The organism is Octadecabacter dasysiphoniae (assembly GCF_021532615.1).
In the GTDB taxonomy this organism is placed as follows: domain Bacteria; phylum Pseudomonadota; class Alphaproteobacteria; order Rhodobacterales; family Rhodobacteraceae; genus Octadecabacter; species Octadecabacter dasysiphoniae.
The window spans coordinates 105,151-129,671 of the sequence record NZ_JAKGAQ010000005.1 but is presented as its reverse complement, the minus strand read 5'-3'; the positions used below and the strand labels follow the sequence as shown (position 1 = coordinate 129,671).

Annotated in this window: 24 protein-coding genes and 2 tRNA genes; 14 read left to right on the top strand and 12 right to left on the bottom strand. The window is 58.1% G+C overall.

All coding sequences use genetic code 11. The annotated features are described in order from the left end of the window. Positions 1 to 52: 52 nt before the first annotated feature. Together L0664_RS16945 and L0664_RS16940 are read left to right on the top strand one after the other, a co-directional pair. Positions 53 to 514: a peroxiredoxin gene (locus L0664_RS16945; protein ID WP_235227082.1), complete on the top strand. Its 462-nt coding sequence runs from the start codon at positions 53 to 55 to the stop codon at positions 512 to 514. 82 nt (positions 515 to 596) lie between these two features. Beyond that, positions 597 to 1,376, top strand: a complete 780-nt coding sequence (locus tag L0664_RS16940; protein WP_235227081.1) for an MBL fold metallo-hydrolase — start codon at positions 597 to 599, stop codon at positions 1,374 to 1,376. 57 nt (positions 1,377 to 1,433) lie between these two features. Here L0664_RS16940 and L0664_RS16935 read toward each other — a convergent pair whose 3' ends face one another. Continuing rightward, positions 1,434 to 1,880, bottom strand: coding sequence for a universal stress protein (locus L0664_RS16935; protein ID WP_235227080.1), 447 nt, complete (start codon positions 1,878 to 1,880; stop codon positions 1,434 to 1,436). Positions 1,881 to 2,006: 126 nt separating this feature from the next. Between L0664_RS16935 and L0664_RS16930 the strand changes: the two genes are divergently transcribed. The 4 genes from L0664_RS16930 (at position 2,007) to L0664_RS16915 (ending at position 5,103) form a co-directional block, all read left to right on the top strand. Then, entirely contained in the window at positions 2,007 to 2,195 is a 189-nt protein-coding gene (locus L0664_RS16930) for a hypothetical protein (RefSeq protein ID WP_235227079.1), read from the top strand. 103 nt (positions 2,196 to 2,298) lie between these two features. Further along, positions 2,299 to 3,108, top strand: a complete 810-nt coding sequence (locus L0664_RS16925) for a ferritin-like domain-containing protein (RefSeq protein ID WP_235227078.1) — start codon at positions 2,299 to 2,301, stop codon at positions 3,106 to 3,108. 191 nt (positions 3,109 to 3,299) lie between these two features. After that, complete coding sequence (locus tag L0664_RS16920; protein WP_235227077.1) at positions 3,300 to 4,619, top strand: DUF5930 domain-containing protein; 1,320 nt, start codon at positions 3,300 to 3,302, stop codon at positions 4,617 to 4,619. Beyond that, on the top strand, positions 4,609 to 5,103 hold the full coding sequence (locus L0664_RS16915; RefSeq protein WP_235227076.1) for a bactofilin family protein: 495 nt from the start codon (positions 4,609 to 4,611) through the stop codon (positions 5,101 to 5,103). Before L0664_RS16920 ends, L0664_RS16915 begins: the two co-directional genes overlap by 11 nt. 53 nt (positions 5,104 to 5,156) lie before the next feature. Here L0664_RS16915 and L0664_RS16910 read toward each other — a convergent pair whose 3' ends face one another. The 3 genes from L0664_RS16910 to L0664_RS16900 are packed head-to-tail and all read right to left on the bottom strand — an operon-like array spanning position 5,157 to position 9,713. After that, entirely contained in the window at positions 5,157 to 5,948 is a 792-nt protein-coding gene (locus L0664_RS16910; RefSeq protein ID WP_235227075.1) for a DUF2189 domain-containing protein, read from the bottom strand. 55 nt (positions 5,949 to 6,003) lie between these two features. Further along, positions 6,004 to 7,131, bottom strand: coding sequence for a peptide chain release factor 2 (prfB, locus tag L0664_RS16905; RefSeq protein WP_235227074.1), 1,128 nt, complete (start codon positions 7,129 to 7,131; stop codon positions 6,004 to 6,006). 50 nt (positions 7,132 to 7,181) lie between these two features. Next, a complete protein-coding gene (locus L0664_RS16900; RefSeq protein ID WP_336247114.1) occupies positions 7,182 to 9,713 on the bottom strand; it encodes a penicillin-binding protein 1A in 2,532 nt (843 codons plus the stop codon). A 156-nt stretch (positions 9,714 to 9,869) separates the two neighbouring features. Between L0664_RS16900 and L0664_RS16895 the strand changes: the two genes are divergently transcribed. Together L0664_RS16895 and L0664_RS16890 are read left to right on the top strand one after the other, a co-directional pair. Beyond that, a complete protein-coding gene (locus L0664_RS16895) occupies positions 9,870 to 10,169 on the top strand; it encodes a class I SAM-dependent methyltransferase (protein ID WP_235227072.1) in 300 nt (99 codons plus the stop codon). Then, positions 10,166 to 10,489 carry a class I SAM-dependent methyltransferase gene (locus tag L0664_RS16890; protein WP_235227071.1) on the top strand — a complete coding sequence of 108 codons (324 nt, stop codon included), beginning with the start codon at positions 10,166 to 10,168 and terminating at the stop codon, positions 10,487 to 10,489. The genes L0664_RS16895 and L0664_RS16890 overlap by 4 nt, the downstream gene beginning before the upstream one ends. Here L0664_RS16890 and L0664_RS16885 read toward each other — a convergent pair. Together L0664_RS16885 and L0664_RS16880 are read right to left on the bottom strand one after the other, a co-directional pair. Beyond that, a complete protein-coding gene (locus L0664_RS16885; RefSeq protein ID WP_235227070.1) occupies positions 10,479 to 11,702 on the bottom strand; it encodes an N-acetylmuramoyl-L-alanine amidase in 1,224 nt (407 codons plus the stop codon). The genes L0664_RS16890 and L0664_RS16885 overlap by 11 nt on opposite strands. Beyond that, a complete protein-coding gene (locus L0664_RS16880; protein WP_235227069.1) occupies positions 11,699 to 12,853 on the bottom strand; it encodes a pyridoxal phosphate-dependent aminotransferase in 1,155 nt (384 codons plus the stop codon). The genes L0664_RS16885 and L0664_RS16880 overlap by 4 nt, the downstream gene beginning before the upstream one ends. A 57-nt stretch (positions 12,854 to 12,910) precedes the next feature. On the opposite strand from L0664_RS16880, the gene L0664_RS16875 reads away from it, so the two are divergent. Together L0664_RS16875 and L0664_RS16870 are read left to right on the top strand one after the other, a co-directional pair. Further along, a complete protein-coding gene (locus L0664_RS16875) occupies positions 12,911 to 14,230 on the top strand; it encodes a M48 family metalloprotease (RefSeq protein WP_235227068.1) in 1,320 nt (439 codons plus the stop codon). Between the two features lie 19 nt (positions 14,231 to 14,249). Then, the gene (locus tag L0664_RS16870) at positions 14,250 to 14,987 is read left to right on the top strand and encodes a DsbA family protein (protein ID WP_235227067.1); all 738 of its coding nucleotides are present in this window, start codon (positions 14,250 to 14,252) and stop codon (positions 14,985 to 14,987) included. A gap of 90 nt (positions 14,988 to 15,077) precedes the next feature. Here the strand turns inward: L0664_RS16870 and ispG are convergent, their stop codons facing one another. The 3 genes from ispG to hemA all read right to left on the bottom strand — a co-directional run bounded on the left by ispG (position 15,078) and on the right by hemA (position 18,832). Continuing rightward, the gene (gene ispG, locus L0664_RS16865) at positions 15,078 to 16,205 is read right to left on the bottom strand and encodes a flavodoxin-dependent (E)-4-hydroxy-3-methylbut-2-enyl-diphosphate synthase (protein WP_235227066.1); all 1,128 of its coding nucleotides are present in this window, start codon (positions 16,203 to 16,205) and stop codon (positions 15,078 to 15,080) included. A gap of 87 nt (positions 16,206 to 16,292) precedes the next feature. Beyond that, the gene (locus tag L0664_RS16860; protein WP_235227065.1) at positions 16,293 to 17,501 is read right to left on the bottom strand and encodes a helix-turn-helix domain-containing protein; all 1,209 of its coding nucleotides are present in this window, start codon (positions 17,499 to 17,501) and stop codon (positions 16,293 to 16,295) included. Positions 17,502 to 17,608: 107 nt separating this feature from the next. Further along, complete coding sequence (hemA, locus tag L0664_RS16855) at positions 17,609 to 18,832, bottom strand: 5-aminolevulinate synthase (RefSeq protein ID WP_235227064.1); 1,224 nt, start codon at positions 18,830 to 18,832, stop codon at positions 17,609 to 17,611. Between the two features lie 233 nt (positions 18,833 to 19,065). On the opposite strand from hemA, the gene L0664_RS16850 reads away from it, so the two are divergent. The 3 genes from L0664_RS16850 to L0664_RS16840 all read left to right on the top strand — a co-directional run bounded on the left by L0664_RS16850 (position 19,066) and on the right by L0664_RS16840 (position 22,220). Continuing rightward, positions 19,066 to 20,439 (top strand): dipeptidase, encoded by a 1,374-nt coding sequence (locus tag L0664_RS16850; RefSeq protein ID WP_235227063.1) that lies wholly within the window; start codon positions 19,066 to 19,068, stop codon positions 20,437 to 20,439. Next, positions 20,436 to 21,755 (top strand): S41 family peptidase, encoded by a 1,320-nt coding sequence (locus tag L0664_RS16845; RefSeq protein WP_235227062.1) that lies wholly within the window; start codon positions 20,436 to 20,438, stop codon positions 21,753 to 21,755. Before L0664_RS16850 ends, L0664_RS16845 begins: the two co-directional genes overlap by 4 nt. Positions 21,756 to 21,830: 75 nt before the next feature. Continuing rightward, positions 21,831 to 22,220, top strand: coding sequence for a hypothetical protein (locus tag L0664_RS16840; protein ID WP_235227061.1), 390 nt, complete (start codon positions 21,831 to 21,833; stop codon positions 22,218 to 22,220). Between the two features lie 18 nt (positions 22,221 to 22,238). Here the strand turns inward: L0664_RS16840 and L0664_RS16835 are convergent. Beyond that, positions 22,239 to 22,315: transfer RNA gene (locus tag L0664_RS16835), tRNA-Asp, on the bottom strand. Between the two features lie 60 nt (positions 22,316 to 22,375). Next, positions 22,376 to 22,452 (bottom strand) — tRNA-Asp (locus tag L0664_RS16830). 246 nt (positions 22,453 to 22,698) lie between these two features. Here L0664_RS16830 and L0664_RS16825 point away from each other — a divergent pair. Continuing rightward, entirely contained in the window at positions 22,699 to 23,466 is a 768-nt protein-coding gene (locus L0664_RS16825; RefSeq protein ID WP_235227060.1) for a polysaccharide deacetylase family protein, read from the top strand. A 6-nt stretch (positions 23,467 to 23,472) separates the two neighbouring features. Here the strand turns inward: L0664_RS16825 and L0664_RS16820 are convergent, their stop codons facing one another. Beyond that, positions 23,473 to 24,411 (bottom strand): pirin family protein, encoded by a 939-nt coding sequence (locus L0664_RS16820; protein WP_235227059.1) that lies wholly within the window; start codon positions 24,409 to 24,411, stop codon positions 23,473 to 23,475. Positions 24,412 to 24,521: the final 110 nt, after the last annotated feature.

Below are 24,521 nucleotides of genomic sequence, written 5' to 3'. Positions count from 1 at the left end.
TCGCTGCTCGCGCCCTAGAACGCAAAGGGAATGAAACGAAAAGGACCACGACATGACCGAACTGACCCAAGGCTGCCCCGCCCCCGATGTGACCCTGCCACGCGACGGCGGCGAAATGGTAACGCTGGCCGACATCAAAGGCCCAGTTGTGCTGTATTTCTACCCCAAAGACGACACGCCGGGCTGCACCAAAGAAGCCATCGGGTTCACAGAACAGCTGACAGGGTTTGCGACGTCCGGCGCGACGATCCTCGGCATTTCCAAAGACACCGTCGCCAAACACGAAAAATTCATCGCCAAACACGACCTTAAAATCGCGCTGCTGTCGGACGCGGACGGTGATGTGTGCGAACGCTTTGGCACATGGGTCGAAAAACAGATGTACGGAAAGACCTACATGGGCATCGAACGCGCCACATTCCTGATCGCGGATGGCAAGATCGCGCGCATCTGGCGCAAAGTCAAAGTGCCCGGCCATGTCGACGCGGTGCTAGACGCGGTCAAAGCCCTCTGATAAAAATATCGATATTTTCTGGACGACGCCGAAAACGCACTATTTCGTAGCCCAGATCATTGAACATAAAAAGGAGACGACAATGCAATCTCGACGCACCTTCCTTGCCACCACAGGGACAGCCGTAACACTGCTGCCGTTCACATTCGGCGCGGCCACGGCGGATGGCCATGCGGCGGCCAACACGTTTGATATGCCCAACGGCGGGCAGCTCAAGGTCATGCCGGTGTCCCATGCGTCCTTCTTGATGGACACCGGTGATGTCTTGATCGCCGTTGATCCGATTGGCGATCCCGCACAATACAACGCCGATGCAACGCCCGGCCTTGTGATTGTCACGCATTTCCATGGGGACCACTTTGATCTTCAGACCCTCATCGCGCTCACGCAGGATGCAGACACCCAGTTGGTCGTCAATGCCGCCCTGATCGGGATGCTACCAGAAGACCTCGCGGCGCGCGCAATCCCGTTGGCCAATGATGAAGACACCACAAGCGCTGGTGTCGCAATCACTGCCATCCCAGCCTACAACGTCACCGAAGGTCGGTTGGAGTTTCACCCCAAGGGGCGCGACAACGGATATGTCCTCGATATCGACGGCTTCCGCGTCTACATTTCCGGCGACACCGAAGACACGCCCGAAATGCGTGCTCTCGAAAACATCGACCTTGCGTTTGTGTGCATGAACCTGCCCTTCACCATGGACGCAGAGGCCGCGGCGTCTGCCGTGTCCGAATTCGCACCGACCTACGTTTATCCCTACCACTACCGTGGCCGCGACGACGGCACGCAAGACCCTGCAGAATTCGCAAGCATGCTGTCTGACGGGATCGAAGCAAAGATGGGCGACTGGTACGGCTAACGCCGACTGACATAGCGGGCCGGACGATGATCCGTTCGGCCCGTTTTCACCCGCGCGTTAGATCACCGACAGTGTCGCGCATTTGGCAATATGATTGATCCGCAACGACGTGCTGCCTTGCACCATTGCGCTGAACACACCGTGCCCATGGCGCCCGGAGACGATCAAATCGGCCCCGACCTTATCGGCATATTGAACAATCACATCACCGGGTTCCCCGCTTTTGACATGGGTCTGCGCGATGGTTTGGCCATGCTCAGTGGCGATGGCCTTACCTGCGGCAAGCATCTTGGCGTTGCCTTCCTTGATTTCGGCCGCTGAAGGCATGGTTGTCACGGTGTGATATCCCGCCACCGCCCCCATCGCGAACGCCACCGTGCGGGGCTGCGGTGTGTGCACCAGATGTAATTCGGATTCGTATTTCTGTGCCAGATCACAGGCCAGCCGCAACGCGCGGTCCGACATCTGCGATCCATCAAAGCCGACTACTATTTTGCTGAACATTTTGTGCCCTCCTTATTTGGCGACTTAACACTAGGCTTATTGCGCCCCGCGCGCCTTGATGTGCATCAACAAAAAGCCCGACAGGTCATGTTGCGCCCAAGATCACCAACCGCTAGGACTAGCGGCATGAAACATGTACCCAAAGACACCACCGACGATGCGCTTATTCAGGAATACCTGAACAAGGGCGGCAAAGTTTCCAAAGGCAAGACCAAACCGCTGGACCCGGCCTTGGGATTGTCCAAGAACGTCTGGAACCAGACGCTCACCAAAGAAGAAAAAGCCGCCCGCGATAAGCCAACCGGCAAAAAGTAAACGTGCGCGTTAACGAATTGGCATAAATGGCTCCTTAGCCATACCAAACCCATACGCGACCCATACCGTTTCCATATCGCGCTTTTGGCGTTAACGGTGCATCATGAAAACACTCGCTCAGATGGCAGACCACGTTCTGCGCACCCCCGATGGCCGCACCAAAACCGCCATCAGCCGTGAATATGCAGCCACGTGGCAGGCCGCCCGCGCCGCAGGTGAAACGCCTGAAATCGGCAGTGCATCCCCACCCGATATGCCCGCCCGTCCTGATGCGCCAGCGCTGCTCGACCCGCGCGATGTGCCCCGCCGCAAACCCGGCACCCCCGAAGGCCGCATCGCGATTTTACATGCCGTCGCACATATCGAACTGAACGCAGTTGATCTGCACTGGGATCTGATCGCGCGGTTCACTGATACCGAATTTCCCATCGGGTTTTACGACGATTGGGTCAAAGCGGCTGATGAAGAATCCAAACATTTCAACCTGTTGTGCGACTGTCTTGAAGCGCACGGATCACACTATGGCGCACTGCCGGCCCATGCAGGCATGTGGCGCGCCGCACAGGATACGGCAGATGATCTGATGGGCCGCCTCGCCGTTGTCCCCATGGTGCTTGAGGCCCGCGGCCTTGATGTGACGCCGGGCATGATCAAGATTTTCCAGCAGGCCAAAGACCGCCAGACCATCGACGCGCTCAACGTGATCTACGCCGAAGAAGTCCATCACGTCGCCTACGGATCAAAATGGTTCCACTACCTGTGCGGGCGCGATGCGCTAGATCCGACGTCCACATTTCACACGCTCGTGCGCAAGTATTTCCACGCCAAACTGCGTCCGCCCTTCAACGAAGAAAAACGCGCAGAGGCCGGCATCCCGCCCGACTTCTACTGGCCGCTCTCCGAAGACACGTGACGTTAACCATTATCGCGTATCTTACCCTTACGTTATCGGCGGTTTGATGCCCAAAAAGACTCATATCATTCTGAATCAACACGAATTTGGGCAAATACCTTGCCAGAGATTCCTCCACCCGTTAACGAGGTCCGGACGCTGAATGCTGGGGGGCTGGCGTCACGGTATTGGGATGGGATCAGGACAGAAACGTGAAAGCACGGCTGATACATAAACTGCACGTCGCCCTCGAAAAGCGTTTCCCCGAGAAACGGTTGTTCCTGCGCAGCGACACAGAAACGAGGTTCATCCGCCTCAAACCTGAAACACAGTTAATTGCGTGGGCTGGATCAGCCCTTGTCGTGTCCTGGACGATCATCGCGACTGCGGTGCTGTTGATGGACAGCATTGGTGCTGGCAACTTCCGCGCCCAGGCACAGCGCGATCAAGCCACCTACGAAGACCGCCTCAACGCCTTGTCCGTCGAACGCGACGTGCGCGCAAACGAGGCCGTCGCAGCACAACAACGGTTTTCCTCAGCGCTGGAACAAATCTCTCTGATGCAGTCAGAACTGCTGCGCTCAGAGGATCGCCGCCGCGAGCTTGAGACAGGCCTGGAGGTCGTTCAAACAACCCTGCGCCGCACAATGGGCGAACGTCGCGACGCCGAAGAACAGGTCGCAGTGCTTGAGGCCGCGATCAACGGTGACGGCGACATTCCAACAGGATTTGCCCAAGGCGGCGACGCCTCCGGCACGGTTGATTTGTTGGCCACAGCCCTTGCCGACACCGCCGCAGAACGTGACAAAATCGCGAATGATGCAGAATTCGCCCTCAGCCACGCCGCTGACATGGAACTTGAACTGCGCCTGCTGCAAGAACGCAACGACCAGATTTTCCGTCAATTGGAAGAGGCGTTTACCGTCTCAGTCGCCCCTCTCGACAATATGTTTCGCGCGGCGGGGATGAACCCGGATGACGTTCTTGAACAGGTTCGTCGTGGTTATTCCGGCACCGGTGGTCCGCTGACCCCGCTGCAATTTTCGACCCGTGGCGGCACCGAAGACCCTGACGCCGCCCGTGCAAACGGCATCCTCGGGTCTATGGATCGTCTGAACCTGTACCGCATCGCCGCAGAACGTATTCCGTTCGATATGCCCGTGCGCTCCGGCTTTCGCTTTACCTCAGGGTTCGGCATGCGCTGGGGCCGGATGCACAACGGCACCGATTTTGCCGCCGCAATCGGCACCCCGATCTACGCCCCGGCGGACGGTGTGGTAACCTTTGCGGGCTGGTCGTCAGGATATGGCCGTCTGGTCAAGGTACAGCATGCCTTCGGCATTGAGACACGATATGCGCACCAAAACCGAATTCGCGTCGAAGTTGGACAAAGACTCTCGCGCGGGGACCGTATTGGTGATATTGGTAATTCCGGACGGTCAACCGGCCCCCACCTTCACTATGAAATCCGTGTGGGCGGTCGCCCAGTAAACCCCATGATATATATAAGAGCTGGACAAGATGTTTTCTAAAAGCAAAATCAATGAGCCTGGCACACCTGCCACCCCATCCACACCGGATACGGCTGCGAAACCTGCCACGTCCCCTGCCCCCTCGGCGAGCGATTTCAAATCCTCCGCCCCGAAGGCAAAGCCGCCAGCGTCCCAGCTGTCAACGGACCTGCACATCACGGGTAACCTGAAGACATCCGGCGACATCCAGATTGAAGGCACCGTAGATGGCGACATCCGCGCGCACCTTTTGACAGTTGGCGAAGGCGCCACAGTCAACGGCGAATGCATGGCAGACGATGTTGTTGTGAATGGCCGTATCGTCGGCACAGTGCGCGGCCTTAAGGTGCGCCTGACATCAACAGCACGCGTTGAAGGCGATATCATCCACAAGACAATCGCGATTGAATCCGGCGCCCACTTTGAAGGGTCCGTTCAACGTCAGGACGATCCGCTGAACACAGGCACCCCAAAGGGCACGCCAAAGGCAGCTGCCAAAGAATAATCGCGTCTAAAGCGTGATGATAAAGGGGCCGCGCATCTGCGCTGGCCCTTTTTTCATGGGGTATCGTCCAGCGGATGATACAGCGTGCGGCGATAAACATGCCACGTCGTATGGCCCAGCAGCGGCAACACCACCATCAACCCCAAGAACCACGGGATCAGCGCCGCAAACGTCAGTACCGCAATCGTCCCTGCCCACACCAGCATGACCCACAAATTCGCACGCACCGCCGCAAGGCTCAGCAGCATGGCGGTCATGAAATCGATTTCCTTATCAAGTACCAGTGGCAGGCTCACGACAGTCAGTGAGAACATCAAAAACGCCAGCGCCCCGCCGACGATCATTTCTACCGCAATCATTGTCAGGCCATTGGGTGTCAGGAACATCTCCCACGAGGTCGAGATGTTGGTGAAGGTCGTCAGCCCCATAAACACCGCAAAAATCATATGCGCCAGGAACGTCCAAACGAGGAAATAGAACACAATCACCGCCCCGATCCACGGGACTTGTCGAGTGCGTTCCTGCCAAACGACACCCAGCACATTGCGCCACAACAAGGGTTCGTCGGCCTCCAGACAGCGCGACACTTCGTAAAGGCCCACAGCCGCAAACGGCGCGGCCAATGGGAACCCCAGCGACACCACCAGCGTCCAGCTCACATGGCCCGCGCCGATCCAGATCAGAAAAAATCCGCTCAGGACGTAGACCGCGGAAAAGAACAGCCCGAATTGCGGAGCGGCGCGAAAATCTCTCCACCCTGCTTTCAGGCAAACCCATAGTTCCGGCAACGTCAGTTTGCCGATGATGGGTTTGGGCGATGCCGCCAGCGTCTGTGTGTCCGTCATCTGATCACCTCTGCCGCTATACTTTCCACAGCGGCGTTCTGGGTCAAGCGATGCGTTAGTCTTCGGCGTTGGCATCCGCGCGGCTTTTGCCGCTGACATCCATCGCCAAGGTCGCGCCCATAAAGGCGTCAAGATCACCGTCTAGCACACCCTTGGTGTCTGATGTCTCATGGGCTGTGCGCAGGTCTTTGACCATCTGATAGGGCTGCAAGACATACGACCGGATCTGGTTGCCCCAGCCCGCATCGCCCGCGTTTTCATGGACTTCGTTGACCAGCGCTGACCGCTTATCAAGTTCAATCTGGTACAGTCGCGATTTCAAGGCCTTCATGGCGATGTCGCGGTTCTGGTGTTGGGATTTCTCCGATGACGTCACCACGATACCCGTCGGCGCGTGGGTAATGCGCACGGCGGAATCCGTCGTGTTCACGTGCTGGCCACCTGCGCCGGATGACCGGTAGGTATCGATACGAATGTCAGACGGATTGACCTCAATCTCGATGTTGTCGTCCACCACCGGATAGACCTTTACAGACGTAAACGACGTGTGCCGCTTGGCTGCGCTATCAAACGGGGAAATGCGCACAAGGCGGTGCACACCGCTTTCGGACTTCAACCAACCATAGGCGTTATGACCTGAAATCTTGTAGCTCGCCGATTTGATGCCAACCTCTTCGCCCGCACTTTCAGCCTGCAATTCAACCTTGTAACCTTTGCGTTCGGCCCAGCGGATATACATGCGCGCCAGCATCGCGGCCCAGTCACAGGCCTCTGTGCCGCCCGCGCCCGAATTGATTTCAAGGAAGGTGTCATTGGCATCGGCCTCACCATTCAGCAACGCCTCAAGCTCTTTGGCGGCCGCTTTGACCTTCAGGGCCCTCAGCGCCTCTTCGGCTTCTGTGACGATCTCATCGTCTTCTTCCATCTCACCCATCTCGATCATTTCTTGTTGATCGGACAGTTCTTGTTTGATGGTGTTATAGCTTTCTATCGCATCAACCAAAGACTGGCGGTCGCGCATCAGCTTTTGCGCGGCGTCAGGATCATCCCACAGGTTCGGGTCTTCAACGCGCGCGTTGAATTCTTCCAAACGATGCGACGCTGTTTCATGATCCATCCGCTGCGCCAACAGGGTCAGACTTTTGTCGATGTCACCGACGATGGTTTGGATTTCTGCGCGCATGTTCGTCTTCTTCGTATCTGGAGTTCATCGTGGTCTACCCGATTACCCCGTCAATACAAGCCACCCGTGGACAAGGACCCGAACGATGCATTGGAATTGATCGTCGCCGTTTCACCCGTTGACGTGGTCACGCTGACGGCAGCCGCAGGCGCGACCTCCTCAAACAGTGGCAAATCGGCGGCCATTGCAAAACCACCGTCGAAGGTGATGCCGAAAATCGGCTCTTCCCCGGTGCGGAAACATTCGCGGACGATGTTGTCACCAGATGCGCCATCCGGCAGGCGTGCGCCTGTGAAACGATCAATGTTGATGAACATGCATTCTTCGGGCGCGTCAAACGAACCGCCACCATATTTGTTGATCGCCGTGCGCATAAAGCTGTTGAACACCGGACCACACAAACCACCACCAGACGCCCCGCGCCCAAGGCTGCGCGGCGTATCATACCCGATATAACACCCCGCCACGATGTTTGAACTAAAGCCGACAAACCAGACGTCTTTGGCATCGTTCGTCGTGCCCGTCTTGCCCGCAATCGGGACCGCCAAATTGACAGAGCTGCGCGCAGTGCCGCGTTGCACAACGCCCTGCATCATCGATGTCAGCTGATAGGCTGTCACAGCGTTCATCACCCGTTCGCGGTCTGATGCGATGCGCGGCGCGCGCCCTTGTTCAAGATTGGCATCGCTACATTCCGCACAGACCCGTTGGTCATGGCGATAGATCGTGTTGCCATAGCGGTCCTGCACACGGTCCACGAGGGTGGGTTCCACCCGCTCCCCTCCGTTGGCAAACATCGCGTAGGCCGCGACCAGTTTATAAAGCTGCGTTTCCTCAGAGCCGAGAGAGGCGGACAAAAACGCGTTCATCCGGTCATACACGCCGAACCGTTCGGCGTATTCCGCGATGGTGCGCATTCCGACTTCTTGCGCCAAACGCACGGTCATCACGTTGCGTGACTGTTCAATCCCGGTGCGCAACGGCGTGGGGCCATAAAAGCGGTCAGACGCGTTTTGCGGGCGCCAGATTTCACCCCCCGCAACAACCTCAATCGGGGCGTCAACGATGATGGTCGCGGGTGTATAACCGGAATCGAGGGCCGCCGCGAACACGAACGGTTTGAACGCCGATCCGGGCTGGCGTTCGGAATAGGCACGGTTAAGTTCGGACACCGCGATTTCGTAGCCAAAACCACCCTGCATCGCCAAAACGCGGCCTGTGTTGACGTCCATCGCCATGAATGCGCCCTGCACTTCGGGCACTTGGCGCAGGGTCCAACGGATGAAATCGCCCGCACCATTGTCGCCTGTCATCATGCGGCGCACATGCACAATATCACCGGGCGCAAAATTATCGGCAAAGCTGCCGCGCATCCATTCGATGTCACGCCGTGGAATGATCGGCTCCTCGTCGCCCTCTTGCCAGCCTTCGATGCCCATACGCATCTGGTTTTCACCAACCTCAAGCACGACAGCAGGATACCACGGGTTTTCCAGCGTGATTGTCCGGATCACAGGGGCAATACGCAGATTGGCGCGCCACACCGTTTCATCATCCAGCATATCGGCAGGCAACGACAGGCCCGTGCCCCGCCAGCGCCCGGCACTGCGATCATAGCTTTCAAGCTGGCGTTGCAGCGCATCACGCGCGGCGGCCTGCAATTCTTCGTCCACCGTCGCGCGGATCGACAGCCCGGCAGAATCCATTTCGTAATCCGGAAACAGCGCTTCAACCTCATTCACGATGGCTGCTGTGAAATAATCACGCTCAGGGCGTTCGCTGTTGTAGCTCGGAAAATCACCGTTTTGCACAGTGCGCAAAGGATCGGCCAACGCAACGGCCAACTCATCGCTGCTGATGTAGCCGTTCTCGTACATTTCCTCGAGGATGAAATCACGACGCACAAGCGCGGCCTCGCGTTGGCGCACGGGGTGGTAGCTGTAGGGCGCCTTTGGGTGCACGGCGAGGAACGCAGCCTCAGCCGGGGACAGTTCGGACAGCGATTTATTAAAATAGGAACGCGCCGCAGCGGTCACACCAAAGGACCGCACGCCCAGATCAATTTCGTTCAGGTAAAGTTCAAGAATACCCTCTTTGCCCAACGTCGCTTCGATGCGCGGCGCAAGGATCAATTCCTGAATTTTGCGTTCAACACGGCGCGACCCATCCAGAAGAAAGTTCTTGGCGACCTGCTGAGTGATCGTTGACGCACCGCGCAGGGTTTCACCGCGTGACGCAACGGCCTCGTACATGGCGGCACCGATGCCACGCAGATCATACCCGTCATGGCTGTAGAAATTCTTGTCCTCAGCGGAAATAAACGCCTGTTTCACAATATCGGGAATCTCGGCGGCGGGGGTGAACAGACGGCGTTCTTCGGCGAATTCGTCAATCACCTGTCCTTCGCCGGAATAGACACGGCTGATCGTTTTGGGCTGATAGTTCGCCAAGGTTTCATAGGTCGGCAAGTTCTTGCCATACATATAGAAAATCGCACCCAGCGTCAGGGCAGCCATGCCCGCACCAAGGGTGAGCATCGAAAAGATGCCCCCGAAAAACGACATAATGAAACGCAAAACCATTCTGCAATCAGCCCCTAAATCCGATGCCCTGCTTATAGGTGGCTTGCACCCAGAGGTCAAAACAACTCGGGGCGATTTCGGCCAAGAACTGCCGGTCTTTGCCGACCCCCCAAGCGCCCACTTGCGCAGCCCGCCCCAAGGGCGCACATCACGCATATGACAGCCCTCTCAACTCCCGCCGATATTTTACCCACCTATGACCGCGAGGCCCGTGATTTTCAGGCCAAACGCAATCGGTCATTGTTTGAAAAACCCTGTCTGGACAGAATGATAGGGATGACGCCGCGCAATGTACCCACCCGGCGGCTTCTTGATCTGGGGTGCGGTCCGGGCGCGCCCATCGCGACCTATCTGTCAGAACGCGGGATGGCGGTCACCGGCATCGACGGTGCTGCAACATGGTTGATCTGTTTGCACAAACCCTGCCCCACGCCCGCGCCATTCACGCAGATATGAGAACCCTTGATCTGGGCGAACGGTTTGACGCCATTCTTGCCTGGAACAGCTTTTTCCATCTGGGTCAGGACGACCAACGCGCAATGTTTCCGATATTTGCCGCCCACGCGGCCCCGAAGGCGGCGCTTATGTTCACCTCTGGCACCTCGGACGGAGAGGCATGGGGCCACGCTGTGAGCGAACAGGTCTACCACGCGAGCCTTGATCCAGAAGAATACCGCGCACTGCTGATCGCCAACGGATTCAAAGTCCTTAGCTTTCGCCCCGATGACCCAGACTGCCAAGGCCACTCCATCTGGTTGGCGCGCTTTATTGCCTGATCAGCGGCGCCAGCGCGGCTTCCTCAATGGCCCAACGCCCCACGGCCAGCGTAACGGCGGCAACAATCGGGGCACGTCCTTGTGGTGTCGTTAGGCGTGCGCGATCGTCTGCATTGCTCAAAAATCCGACCTCAAGAAGAACGGACGGGAAATCTGCCGCATTCAGAACAGCCAGTTCCGCCTGTCTACGTGGCCGAGAATTGAGAACGACCCCGGTATCGCCCATGGCCGTCACAAGATGTTCAGCAAACCGTTCACCAGCCGCCGCAGTTTCAAGCCGCACCAGATCTTGAAGGACAGTCGCAACCTCATCGCCCTGCCCTGACAGATCGACGCCCGCCAACAGATCACCGCTTTCGTGGCGTTCGGCCATCCGCAAAGACGCATCCTCTGATGCCTCTTGTGTCAGCGTGTACACAGACGCGCCTGTCGCCTGAAATCCGCGCAATGCGTCCGCATGAAGGGAAATAAACAAATCCGCCCGCGCGCCGCGCGCCAGCGTAAGGCGTTCTTGTAGCGGCACGAACGTATCCGCAGTGCGGGTCACGGCAGGCTGCACGCCCTCAATCCGGCCCAACGCCGCGGCCAGTTCCAGCGCCAGCGCCAGTGTAATGTCCGCCTCCAATACATCTTGATAGGTCGCGCCGGGGTCAATGCCGCCATGGCCCGGATCAATCACAATCACCACGGGGCCAGTGTCATCTGATTGTTGTGGATCAACAGGATCGGCGGCCATCAAGAACGCCCAATCAGGATCATTGGGCGCCCCGGCGCGCGCGGCAAAGTCTGCGTCGTTGCTGGGGCGCAAGACGACTTCGACGATTGCGGTTCCATCAGCCTCGCTGACTTGCATGCCCGCAAATTGGACCTCTAGCGGTTCTGTGAGGTCTACAATCATCCGGCTCCAACCGGGTCTGAGAGGGCCAAATCGCACAGCGTCTACGCGGTCACTCTTGTCAAAGCTTTCGGCATCCAACCCGCGAAAATCGACTTCGCGAAAATCCATGACCAACCGTTTGGGGTCATCCAGCGTGAACACGCGGTAGGGCACGGCTTGCGACAAAAACAGCGTCAATTCAGTGGCGCGGCGCACGTCCTCCACCACGGATTCTTCGGTGTCCAATCGTGCCAGCCCGGAAAATTCCTGCGCGGCCAAGGGCATCGCGACAACACAGGAAAAAACCGCACCTGCCAAACGCGCCCACATCGTCATTGATCTGCCCTAACATCATCCATGAACGTGGCGAGCCGCGTCAAACCCTCACGCATGTCCTGCGTGGATCGCGCATAAGACAGGCGCACCCATGCGTGCCCCTCAACAGGATCGAAATCCAGCCCCGGTGTGATCGCAACGCCCGCCTTTTCAAGCACTTGATTGCAAAAATTCAAACTGTTGTCCGTGTAATCGGACACATCAACATAAACGTAAAACGCCCCGTCAGGTGGTGCGAATTTATCCAGACCCATCGCCGGAAGCGCATCCATCATCAGGTCGCGGTTGGCACGATAGGCATCAACGCGCCCGTCCAATTCTGCGCCCTCCTCCATCGCGTGCAACGCCAACCGCTGGGACGCATGGGACGGACAAATGAACATGTTTTGCGCAAGGCGTTCGATCCGGCGCACATGATCGCGCGGCACAACCATCCAACCAACACGCCAACCTGTCATCGAAAAATACTTGGAAAACGAATTGATTACGTAGACCTCGTCGGTGACCTCAAGCGCGCTCACGGCGCGGTCTTCATAAGACAGTCCGTGATAAATTTCATCACTGATAAAGGGCGCATCGGCGTCTTCGCAGGCAGTTGCCAGCTCCGCGAGTTCATCACGCCCCAACATCGTGCCTGTCGGGTTTGCGGGCGACGCGACAATCAAACCATCCAGCCCATGCGCCGCGACATCCCCCGCCACGGGCTGCATGCGCGCGGCCATCGTGGTAGGCATATCAACGGGGCGCATATCAAGCGCCTTTAATATCTGGCGATAAGACGGATAACACGGCGCGCCCAGCCCAACACGGGCCCCCGTATCAAAGAGCGCCGAAAACGCGAGCAAGAACGCACCGGACGCGCCTGCCGTAATCACCACCCGTTCGGGATCAATTTCCACATTGTACCAATCACAGTAATGACGCGCGATACGGGCACGCAGTTCGGGCAGACCAAGACCCACGGTATATCCCAGCGGATCATCTGCCATATCGGCGGACAACCGCTGCACCGCCGCACGTGGCGCACCTTGGCCCGGCTGACCGACTTCCATGTGGATAATATGACGCCCGGCGCTTTCGGCGGCGCGCGCGGCCTCCATCACGTCCATCACAATAAAAGGATCGACTTCGCCACGCCTTGAGTTTCGCATCACAACCGCCCTACCTTGCTTTGAACCCTATCTGCCCTGTCACGCCGGAGCCCGTCAATGCGCCTGTCTGTTATGTCCCTGATCCTGAGCATGTCTTTGATGCTGCTCACCGCCGCAAGCCCGGCCCGCGCCGTGAACCTGATCCGTGACGCAGATATCGAACACAGCCTTGATCAACTGGCCGCGCCGATCCTGCGCGCCGCAGGATTGAACCCCAGCAACGTGCGCATTCTGATCGTGAATGACAGCGGCTTGAACGCGTTTGTAATCAATGGCCGTGCGATCTTTGTGCATTCGGGGCTGCTGCAACGCCTGACATCTGCCGAACAATTGCAATCCGTCATCGCCCATGAGGCCGCGCATATCGCCAACGGCCATATCTCGCGGCGGCTCACGAACCTGCGGGGCACAAACACGGCGGCCGGATTTGGCCTCGCGCTGGCGCTGGCCGTTGCACTGGCGGGGAATAATGCAGAGGCTGCGGGTGCCGTTGCAGTGGGGTCAGTCGGATCCGCCCAACGCCAGTTCTTTTCACACACCCGCGCTGAGGAATCCGCTGCCGATCAATCCGCCGTGCGCTTTATGCTGCGCGCAGGCGTAAACCCCCGCGGTGCCCTTGAAGTTCTCGACATGTTTCGCGGCCAAGAGGCATTGTCAGTGTCGCGCCAAGATCCCTATGCCCGCACCCACCCGCTGACATCAGATCGCATTCGCGCCATGCGCGGGCTGGTTGCCGCTAACCCCAGCACCGCTGACACGAACCTGAACTCGGAATACTGGTTTGCCCGTGCCCAGGGAAAGCTGAGCGCGTTTGTGCAAAACCCCGGCTGGACGTTGCGCCGCGTGCGCGGGGATGACAGCCAATTGGCCACAATGCGCCGCGCTGTCGCCTATCACCGACGAGCAGATGCAAACCGCGCCATCCAAACCATGCAATCCCTTATCGCAAGCGCGCCAAACGATGCCTATTGGTATGAACTTTATGGTCAAATCCTGCTCGAATCCCGTCAGGCTGGCCCCGCCGTGCAGGCCTACCAGAATGCAGTATCGCTGAACGGAAACGAACCGCTGATCCTTGGCGGTTACGGGCGCGCCCTGCTTGCGCTCGATACGGCCGACGGCAATGCCCGTGCCGTGCGCGCACTGGAACGCGCCCGTGCGCTTGATGGCCAATCCTCGGCGATCCTGCGCGATCTTGGTCAGGCCTACGCCAAAACCGGCCAACCGGGCCTTGCATCACTGGCAACCGCTGAACGATATGCCCTGCAAGGGCGTATTAATGACGCAGTTGTGCACGCCACCCGCGCGTCAGATCGCCTGCCACGCGGGTCGGCCCCTTGGCAGCGCGCGCAAGACGTGCTTTCTGCTGCCCAGTAACTTTGCCGGAGTTTTACAAATGCGCCTGACATCGACCATCGCCGCCCTTTTGTTGACCACAACAGGTTTGTTTGCCCAAGACATGACAGATGCGGAACGCGCCGATTTTCGCGCCGAGGTCCGCGCCTATCTGCTGGAAAACCCCGAAGTCCTGATGGAAGCCATCGGCGTGTTGGAAAACCGCCAGGCCGAAGCCGAAGCCACCCGCGATGAACGCCTTGCGTCGATGAATGCCGCCGCCTTGTTGGACGACGGATTTTCATATGAGGGCGGTAATCCTGACGGCGACATCACGATTGTTGAGTTCATCGACTACCGTTGCGGGTTTTGCCGCCGCGCCCACCCCGAAGTCGCCGAACTGGTTAGCTCTGATGGCAATATCCGCGTTATCACCAAAGAATTCCCGATCCTCGGAGAGCAATCAGTTCTGGCATCGCAATTTGCCGTGGCCACTAAAATCGTCGAAGGTGATGAGGCCTACAAACAGGTGTCCGATGCCCTGATCGCTCTGCGCTCTGATGTAACACCTGCCAGCCTCGGCTCATTGGCCTCTGCCTTTGATCTGGACGTCGATGCGATCTTTGCCGAAATGGAAAGCCCTGCTGTACAACAGGTTCTGGCCAACAACCGCGCGCTTGGGGATCGTATGCAGATCACAGGCACACCGACATTTGTGTTTGGTGATCAAATGGTGCGTGGCTACGTCGATCTTGCCCAAATGCGCGCCATCGTCGCACAGGAACGCGACGACAGCTGACCCCTGATCATTTTCTTTGGTTCATAAATATTCTGGGGGGTACGGGGGGCGAGCCCCCCGCTGGTCGGATTGGCAAAGCCAATTCGATCCCTATTCGGCCGCTTCAACCGCCGCCGCAGCGTCAAGCTCAGCCGCCTTCGCCTCGACCTGCTCCACGATATGTTCGACCATTTGATCATTGCTCAGCTTGTGGGATTGTGCCCCGGCCAGATAAACCATCCCTGCCCCGTTGCCACCGCCAGTGAACCCGACATCTGTCATCAATGCCTCGCCTGGCCCGTTCACGACGCAGCCGATAATGCTTAGGGACATGGGCGTTTTGATATGTTCCAACCGCTTTTCCAATGTCTCAACGGTTTTGATCACATCAAATCCCTGACGTGCACACGACGGGCAGGAAATGATGTTTACGCCACGATGCCGCAGACCGAGGGACTTGAGGATTTCATACCCAACTTTAACCTCTTCTACCGGATCAGCGGACAGCGACACACGGATCGTATCACCGATCCCGGCCCAGAGCAGGGACCCAAGCCCGATAGAGGATTTGATCGTACCGGACGTCAGCCCGCCCGCTTCGGTGATGCCAAGATGGATCGGCGCGTCCGTGGCATCAGCCAGTTGTTGATAGGCCGCCGCGGCCATGAACACATCGGACGCCTTACAGCTGATCTTGAAGTTGTGAAAATCATTATCTTGGAGGATTTTGATGTGGTCGAGGCCACTTTCCACCATCGCGTCGGGGCAAGGTTCGCCGTATTTTTCCAAAAGATGCTTTTCCAAAGACCCCGCGTTGACCCCGATACGGATCGAACAATTATTGTCCGTGGCGGCTTTGATCACTTCGCGCACACGCTCTGGGCTGCCGATATTGCCCGGATTGATACGCAGGCAAGCCGCACCTGCTTCTGCCGCTTCAATCCCGCGTTTGTAGTGAAAATGAATGTCCGCCACGATCGGAACAGGGCTGCGCGCGCAGATGTCTTTCATCGCCGCACTGCTGTCCGTATCGGGCACCGACACCCGCACAATATCGACGCCCGCATCTGCGCAGCGCTGGATTTGCGCCAGCGTGCCTTCGATGTCCGGCGTCAGCGTGTTGGTCATCGTTTGAACCGTAATCGGCGCACCACCCCCGACAGGCACGTCACCAACCATAATCTGGCGGCTTTCGCGGCGGTAAATATTGCGCCACGGGCGAATGTGATTGAGGGTCATGCGAAAGCACCTGTCAGGTTAGCGTTACACCTAACCTAGTCGCCCACGCGGATGCGGGCAACGGGCCGCGACATCATGTTTAAGGATTTATTGGTCAGACGGTGCAGGTGTCAGGCCCTGCACTTCGGCGACGCGCACGACCTCTGCGAGATCGCTGTCGGCGGTCAGATCGGCAACCGCGTATTCTGTCGTCAGATTATCGACGGTCAGCGCCAAATTGGACGTCACCTGCCCACTTGGGCCAACGGGGCCGTAATGTGCACCGTTTACCGCGAAATACACCGCACCGGATTCGCCGATCCGCAGCGTTGCAGGTTCTTCTGTTTGGGGCACATCAAACGTGTCACCCGCCGTCATAACCGTTTCGTACAAAACCGTACCATCGGCCGCGCGCACGCGAACCCAGGCATCCCGCACCGCCACAAGCTGAACGCCGGGCAGCGGGTTTTCTGTGACCTGAATGCTCGGTGCGACACCGGCAATCGTTGTGTCATCGCCAACGAGACCGGGGCGTTCACCAGCTGTGGGCCCCAAAGCCCCGCCATTGCGCGGATCAAGGTTGGCAATAGGGCCATCGCGGGGCACCAAAACGGGCGCATCCAGCGCTTGTGGGCGATAAAGGCGATCAAGTGCTTCTGTCGACGGGGCTTCAAAACCGGCCACAACATCAACGCCCACGTCTTGCACAGGCAAACCGCCCCCTGCCAGCGGATCAATATCCGCTACAACAGTCGGCGTGTTTTCAACAGGCGCAAGCTGCACCTTTTGCACTTCTTGCAGCACGGTATAGCCACCGTAGCCAAGGCCGCCAATCAGCGCGATCAACACAGCAAAAGAGCCAACCGCACGTGGTTCAACACCAGAGAACATGGCGTCCCCTGCCGGAATAAACGGCGTGTTCGGCGTAGCAAAAATATCTTTTTCAAAGGGCGCCGGAACAGGCTTAAGCGGTTTGGCACCGGACGCCTGTTCGGACATTCCATGGGCCGTCGCAAAGCCGGATTCGGTACAGAATGTATCAAACGCCCAATCCGGATCCATATTCAGATAGCGCGCATAAGAACGTACATACCCAGCAATAAAGCCCGGTGTGTCAAACGCTGTCGGATCAGCATTTTCGATGGCAGCGATGTAGGCAGCTTTGATTTTCAGTTCGCGCTGAACGTCCAGCAGGCTCTTGCCCATGGTCGCCCGTTCGCCGCGCATCAGATCACCAAGGCGCAATTCGAACGCATCAAAGCCTGCCGTTTCAACGACCTGCTCTTCCTTTGCGCGTCTGAACCCTCTGCGGATCATCCGATACCCTTACTTCTGCCCCGTGGGGAACGATGCACGATTCGTGCTTTGCGCGTTCCTTACCGTCTTATTAGCATAAGGAAAATCATTTTGCACACGCAGAGAAATCAGCCCGCAAGCTCGGCACGATTCAGCGCACAATGGGACCACAATGCATCAAGGGCCTTGACGAGCGCATCCATTTCGCGTGGGCCATGCACCGGGCTGGGCGTAAACCGCAACCGTTCCGTACCGCGTGGCACCGTCGGAAAATTGATCGGCTGGACGTAAATGCCATGATCTTGCAGCAGCATATCCGACAGTTTTTGCGTGTGCACAGGATCGCCCACAATCAGCGGGACGATGTGGCTGCCATGGTCAATGATCGGCAATCCAAGACCGCGCAAACGGGTTTTCAAAATCTTGGCTTGGGTCTGCTGCTGGTCGCGCAACGCCTGATCCGTCTTAAGGTGCGCGACGGATGCCGCGGCCCCTGCCGCGACCGTCGGCGGGATCGATGTCGTAAAGATGAACCCCGGCGCATAAGACCTTACCGCATCACACATTTTCGCGCTCGCGGCGATATAACCACCCATAACACCAAATGCCTTCGCCAATGTGCCGTTGATGATATCGATCCGCCCCATCAGCCCCTGCGCTTCGGCAATACCGCCACCGCGTGGGCCGTACATGCCAACCGCGTGCACTTCGTCACAATAGGTCAGCGCGCCGAACTCGTCTGCGATATCGCACAGCTCTTTCAGCGGACCAAAATCGCCGTCCATGGAATAGACGGATTCAAACGCAATCAGCTTGGGCGCGGCCGGATCATCGGCGGCCAGTTTTGCACGCAAATCATCCAGATCGTTGTGAGCAAAGATTCGTTTTTCGCCCCCGTTGCGGCGAATGCCTTCGATCATCGACGCGTGATTCAAACTGTCGGAATAGATAATCAGCCCGGGAAACAGGCGCGGCAGTGTTGATAACGTCGCGTCATTGGCGATGTAGGCAGAGGTGAACAGCAGTGCTTCTTCTTTGCCATGCAGATCGGCCAACTCGGCCTCAAGGCGTTTATGATAAACAGTCGTGCCGGAAATGTTGCGCGTGCCACCTGATCCAGCACCCGTGGCGTCCAGCGCCTCGTGCATGGCATCCAGAACGACAGGATGTTGCCCCATCCCCAGATAGTCATTGCCACACCACACCGTGATGTTCTTTTGCTCGCCCTCGGGCGTGGTCCAGACCGCGTGCGGGAACTGGCCGTTCTTGCGTTCGATATCAATAAACGTCCGGTAACGGCCTTCTTCATGAAGGCGCGCTAATGCGGTGTCGAGTTTTGCGTCAAAATCCAAGTTATCGTTCCCGTGTCAGCATCCACCATGCAACCGGTGGGTCGTGTCTGCAGCCTGATATAGACCTCATTCGGATCGGGCAACACTTGGAGATGTTCTAAAACCAAACTGTTACCCCGTGTCGCAGGTCTAGCCACCTGCCCGCGCGCGCACCTTGATCTGTATCAAAGCAGCCGTTGACGTCGCCGCCTTCTGTGCAACTATGCTGGCAAATTCATTGCCGGAGAAACGCCATGTCCCTCGACCAAGTTCTCGCCAAAATTGACAGCGACCTTGATGATGCCCTTGATCGTCTGATGGGGCTGCTGCGCCTGCAATCCGTATCCACCGATCCGGCCTATAAAGACGAGGTCAACAAAGCCGCGGATTGGCTGGTTGATGATCTGAAATCGCTGGGCGTTGATGCATCCAAACGCGACACGCCCATGCACCCGATGGTGGTGGGGCATGTGGGGAACACGGGCCCGCATCTTTTGTTTTATGGCCACTACGATGTGCAACCTGTTGATCCTATTGATCTTTGGGATCACGACCCATTCGATCCCTTTATCGAGGACCGCAACGGAACGCGCGTCATCCGTGGGCGTGGCACGTCTGATGACAAAGGCCAGTTGATGACCTTCATGGAGGCGTGTCGCGCGTGGATCGCCATCCACGGCGAGCTTCCCTGCCGCATCACGTTCTTGTTTGAGGGCGAAGAAGAAACAGGCTCCCCTTCCCTCGTGCCCTTCATGGAGGCCAACGCGGATGAGCTAAAGGCAGACCTCGCGCTGATCTGTGACACAGGTATGGTCGCGCAGGGTGTGCCATCCATCGCGTCGCAATTGCGCGGGATGCTCAAGGATGAAATGACGATCCACGGCCCAGCGATGGATTTGCATTCCGGCCATTACGGCGGCCCCGCAATCAACCCACTTAAGGAAATCAGCCGCATCATCGCGTCGTTCCACGATGACGATGGCCGCGTCACAATCCCCGGCTTTTACGATGACGTGATCGAGATCGGCGATAACCTTAAGGCGCAGTGGGAAACCTGTGGCTTTGACGAAGCTGACTATATGGAAAACGCGGGCCTGACGACGCCAGCTGGCGAACGCGGATATTCCATCCTGGAACAGCAATGGTCGCGCCCGACGCTGGAAATCAACGGACTGTGGGGCGGCTATCAGGGGGCCGGATCAAAAACTGTGATCCCCGCGGACGCTCACGCAAAAATCACCTGCCGCCTTGTGGGTGATATGAACCCCGATGACATCCGCGACAAGCTGCGCGCCCACGTCGAGGCCCAATTGCGCCCCGACACCCGCGTCACATGGGACAACGACCTCGAAGGTGCGCCTGCCAGTGTCATGAACACAGACCGCCCCGAATTCGAACAAGCACGCCAAGCATTGAGCCGCGAATGGGACCGCGAAGCGGTGTTCGTTGGCATGGGTGGATCGATCCCCATCGCAGGGCACTTCAAAACCGTGCTGGACATGGACGCGATGCTGATCGGGTTCGCGTCCGAGGACGATCGCATCCATTCGCCCAACGAAAAATACGACGTTGAGGCGTTTCACAAAGGCATGCGGTCTTGGGCGCGGGTTCTGGCCGCTCTCACATGAACCTGATGCGCCAGCTTTGGATTGTGATTGGCGCTGTCGTTGCTGCGTTCGTGGTGTCTTGGGTGATTTATATGCCCGATGCGGATCAACGCGGCGCGTGGCGGGCCCAGACCGGCGGCGCAATCATCACATTGGGGCCGTTGCAGGCCAAACTGTATTCAGAAACGTCCGTGTCTTGCGTCCATGAATTGTCCTTTCCCGCGCATCTGAAACTGGTCGAATTTGCCGAAGGCGCGACCGTCACTCTCCAAGGTGATATCCTGATGCTGCGTGTCGACGGATCGCTTGATCCAACACCATTTGTGCGGATCGATGCCCTGCCCGAAACCTGCGGCCCTGCGAACCCAAACGCGACACCCCAACAGGTGTTTGACGCGCTTTGGGCCGCGATGGACGAACACTACGCCTTCTTTGATCTGCATGGCGTAGATTGGGACGCGCGTCGTGCCCTGCGCCCGGCGGACGGTGCGACACTTGCTGATAATGCGCTGTTCGTAGTGCTGTCAGAAACCCTCAGCGGGCTGGATGACGGCCATGTTCAGCTTGGCGCATCTTTTGACTACTTTTCACCTGCACTCGCGCCTGATTGGTTCCCGGACACTGTGACCTTTGATCGCGGCGACCTGCGCCAAGCGGCCCGCGACACCATCGGCACAGACCTCACCCTCGTTGATCAGACCGCAATTGAATATACCCTGCTTCCCGACGGTATCGGCTACGTCATGATCCGCGAGATGGATTTGATCACACCGCTGGGCGCGCGCGAAGAACCCACAATCGCGCTTGCGTTTCAACAGGTCGCTGACGCGCTGCAAGACGCCACAGCCATCGTCATCGATGTCCGCTACAATCCCGGCGGGTCCGACAGCGTCGCATTCGGTATTGCCAGCCATTTCACAGATCAACCCGTTGATGTTTTGACAAAAACCACCCGCGACGGTGACGCACAAACAGCGCCTTTCACCGCCACGCTATGGCCCTTTGATGATACCCCGCTGACCCAACCTGTCATTCTACTGACAAGCAAACTCACAGGATCCGCGGCAGAGATTTTCACCCTCGCGATGGGCGCGCTGCCACAGGTCGTCACTATGGGCGAACCCACATCAGGCGGGCTTTCAGATATCCTCGGGTTTACCTTGCCCAACGGCTGGTCCCTTGGCTTGTCGCACCAGACATACCGCAGCATGGACGGCGCTTTGTTCGAAGCGGTCGGCATTCCGCCAGACGTGCCCTTTGATATAGAAGCCGCACCGCTGCAACTGGGCGAAGACCCCCTGTTGCGGGCCGCATTCGCCCGTGCGCGCGGGCAATAGCCCGCCCGATTATGACCCCAAATGGGCCAAACTTTGGGCCGGCAGGTGTGCGAACGTCACGCAAAGGAGATCCGAATGACAACCGATTTCACAGACCGTCTAAAGACCCCGCCCGCACCGGACATGCCCACGCTGGATGGCAGGGCTGACGCTGACAAATCTGCACGGCGCAGGGTTTGGCGCAATCTGACCCTTGGCGTGATCTGGATGGCCCCCGTCGGGTATTTCCTGACCCACGGACAAGACCTGAGCGAACAGCTTTCATCCGTGCAAAGCGTCGCACCCTACATCAAACCTGCGTCTATCGTTCTGGCGCTGGTCTGTGTGGCCAGCGTCCTGATGATGGCAATCAAATTGCGCAGCGCCGTGTTTCGGGGCAAATCCATCCCACTTGCGATCGGCATGGCGATTGGGTTCATGGCCGGATGCGGACCCACAGTGATCATGGAACAATTGGCACTATAAAGTTTGGGGGGGGATAAGTGGCGCGGTTGACGGGACTCGAACCCGCGACCCCCGGCGTGACAGGCCGGTACTCTAACCAACTGAGCTACAACCGCGCACTTTTTGCTCTTATCCTCGAACCGAGCAGTTTCATCCTGAAACCAAAGGGACAGCGGTGGCGCGGTTGACGGGACTCGAACCCGCGACCCCCGGCGTGACAGGCCGGTACTCTAACCAACTGAGCTACAACCGCCCACTGTCCGTTGACTTGCATCAACGTAACGCGCTTCTAGGCAGGGCTGGCGACCCCGTCAAGCCACAAGCCGCACCGATTTACAGCTTTTCGCACCACCGCTGTTTTCACGCCAACCACTAGATGCTGTGCCCGCACGCCAAAGCCACCCCAAGCCCGTCGGATTTACCAAAAAAACCTTTGATTTCATGAAGGAATCGCAGCAACCCTCATTAGGCTTACGATTGCCACCCTGGGGAGGGTCACATGACACATCTATCACGCCGCCATGCCTTGGCGGCTGGCCTTGGCTTTGGGGCGGCAGCCTTTGGTGGCACTGGCGCATCTGCGCGACCTCTTATTGCGCTGCCCGATGACCTTGTGAATTCGGACGCAGCGACGATCACGGCGATCTCAACGCCCTCAGCGGTGGTGGCCATGACGTTCGATGACGGCCCCCACCCCACTCATACGCCCCGTCTGCTGGACATGCTGCGCGAACGCGGCATTCGCGCGACGTTCTATCTGATCGGCAACCGTGTGGTGCAATACCCCGCCATTGCGCGCCGCATCGCAGAGGAAGGCCACGAAATTGGCAATCACAGCTGGTCGCACCCCTTTCTGGACCGCATGGGCGACGGCGCCGTCATCCGCGAAATTGACCAGACCACGAATGCGATCTTTCAGATCACGGGCCGCCCGCCCGTTACGTTCCGCCCGCCTTACGGCGCATTCAGCCGTCGCCAACGCACGTGGCTGCACGGCAACCGCACCCTGCCGACGATTCTGTGGTCGGTGGACCCACAAGACTGGCGACGACCAGGATCAAACGTTGTGGCGCGGCGCATCCTGCAAAACACACGGCAAGGCGGCATCATTCTGAGCCACGACATCCACCGCGGTACAATTGATGCGATGCCCCAAACATTAGACGGGCTGACAGGGCGCGGGCTGACGTTTGTAACAGTCAGCCAGATTCTGGGCTGGCCGTTGTGGCAATCGCGCAATTTCCGCCGTGTGGTGCAAACGGGTTAAGCACCACTACCTTTCGGGCAACGGAATAAACTCATCCGTATCGCCAACCGGCAATTGGAACCGCCCGTGTGCCCAATCGCCCGCGCGCCATGCTTCTTTCGCGGCATCAATCTTGTCACGGCTGGAGGCCACAAAGTTCCACCAGATATGGCGCGGCCCGTTCAGCGTGGCACCCCCCAACAACATAATCCGTGCACCCGCATCGCCCGCCTTTAACGACAAACGATCACCGGGGCGAAAGACCATCATGCGCCCCGCATCAAACGTTTGTCCGCCCACCGTGACGGACCCATCCAACACATAAACCCCGCGATCCTCGTGGTTGTCCGGCAGCGGGATAGACGCCCCCACTTCAAGCGACGCATCCAGATAAAACATCTCTGACGGGGTTTGGACGGGGGCGGTTTCGCCGTAGGCTGACCCAAGGATCAGGCGCACCTGCTTTCCCTCTCCCTCAAGCAGCGGCAAGTCAGCCGCCGCGGCGTGGGTAAATGCGGCCGGATCATCCTCTCGATCCTCAGGCAAGGCAATCCAGCTTTGAATGCCGAACAAGGACCGCGTCTTTTCACGGCCCGGTCCGTCCATCCGTTCTGAATGGGTGATTCCATGGCCCGCCGTCATCAAATTGACGTCGCCAGGTTCGATCCAGCTGTCCGTGCCCAGACTGTCGCGGTGATGAATTGCGCCCTTATGCAAATACGTCACCGTCGCCAGCCCGATATGGGGGTGCGGGCGCACGTCGATTCCCTGCCCGCTCAGAAATTCAGCGGGACCCATTTGATCAAAGAAAATAAATGGTCCGACCATCTGGCGCTTTGGCGCCGGCAACGCGCGGCGCACCTCAAACCCACCCAAATCGCGCGAACGTGGGACAATTACGGTTTCAATTGCATCCACTGCGTCACCGATCGGCACGTCGGGGTCTAAAATGGGGTTCCAAGACATCTGGGGCTCCTTTCAAGGGTTAGAAAGGGAATAGCATAATGCGTTTACGCACCATACTCGCGCTCACGAGCAGACAGCGTGCATTTGTGCAGGAAGTAAAACGAAATAGC